Annotated in this window: 1 protein-coding gene; it reads left to right on the forward strand. The window is 50.5% G+C overall.

Features of this window, described 5'->3' with window-relative positions; genetic code table 11:
* Positions 1-98: 98 nt before the first annotated feature.
* Entirely contained in the window at positions 99-1268 is a 1170-nt protein-coding gene (locus tag ACTQ34_RS17915; RefSeq protein WP_441364956.1) for a GntP family permease, read from the forward strand.
* The last annotated feature ends 137 nt before the right edge of the window (positions 1269-1405 follow it).

The following is a 1405-nucleotide window of genomic DNA, read 5'->3' on the forward strand; positions in this document are numbered from 1 at the left end:
GCCAATGAGGAAAACCTTCCTCCGCTGCGCAAGCGCGCACGGTGGGCGCAAAATCCGGCGCAGGTTGCCTAATTGAATTCGTTGGGTGTGCGGTTTTCTTGACTATTCCAATCGGACTTGGCGCACTGCTCGGCAGTTTGCTGAATGAAGCAGGCGTCACAAAGCAGTTGGCAAATGGCGTGTTGGCAGTGGCGGGCAAGAAAAAAGCCTCGCTGGCCATGAACATTATCGGCTATATCATCTCCATTCCGGTATATATGGGTTCTGCCTACATCATTTTGAATCCGCTGTGCAAACGGCTTGCGAAAGATACCAAGAAAAATCCGATTGTGTACATCACGGCTTTGGCGGTTGGCTTAACAGTAACGCACTGCCTGGTCATTCCGACGCCGGGTCCGCTGGCAGTCTCTGCAACGCTTGGCGCAAATGTCGGCTGGTTTATTTTCTATGCGGTCATCATCAGTATTCCAGCATCGTTGATCGGCGGCTGGCTGTATGGTGAATACCTCGGAAAGAAATTCCCCTATGAGGAGCCGACCGAAGTAGAGGAGTTTTCCGCAGAAAACGAAGACAATCAGGGTGCTTTGCCCTCTACTGCGTTGTCTGTAGGCCTGATTCTGCTTCCGATTGTCATTATTATTATTTGCACGATTGTTCCGATGATCCTTCCGAGCAATGCGTCTGTTGTTGCGGTTTGCGGCTTTTTCACCGGCGGATCTGGTATGATGTCGCTGGGTATCAGTGTACTGGTTGCGATGGTTGTGCTGAGAAAATATATTTCGATTCCGTATGCCAAAGTCATTTCCACAACCTTTAATCAGCAGGGCGAAATGTTCCTGATTCTGGGCTCTGGCGGCGCGTTTGGCGGTATCATTCAGGCAAGCGGGATCGGTGACAATCTGGTGTCCATTCTCTCTGCTGCGCATATTTCGGTTCTGGTGCTGGCCTTCATCCTTTGCCTGCTCCTTCGCGCAGCTCTTGGTTCTGCAACGGTCGGTATGCTGACAGCTGCAACGGTATTGGGTCCGGTAGCCGCACAAATGGGCGTGAGCAATGTTTTGCTGGGCCTTGCAATCTGTGCAGCAGCAATCGGCCTGACGATTCCGACGGACGGTGGCTTCTGGCTGATTGAAAAACTGGATAATCTTGGTGTCAAGAAGACTCTCTGGTCTTGTACTGGCGGTGTGACGATTGCAAGTGTGATCGCATTTGTGGGTGTGTTGATCTTGGGCGCATGCTCTGGCGTTCTGCCCGGATTGTCAATCTAATTGAAACACAATAAAAGTTTGGAGGAAAATGAAGTGACCCCCAAAAGTTAGACAATATTTGAAAGCAAAAATTGTTTAAGCAGCCGAAAGGGCTTGTTGTCTGTGAATTGCAGGCGGCAAGCCCTTTAGCTTTGCCT

The sequence above is a fragment of the Agathobaculum sp. LCP25S3_E8 genome (assembly GCF_052117165.1).
In the GTDB taxonomy this organism is placed as follows: Bacteria; Bacillota; Clostridia; order Oscillospirales; family Butyricicoccaceae; genus Agathobaculum.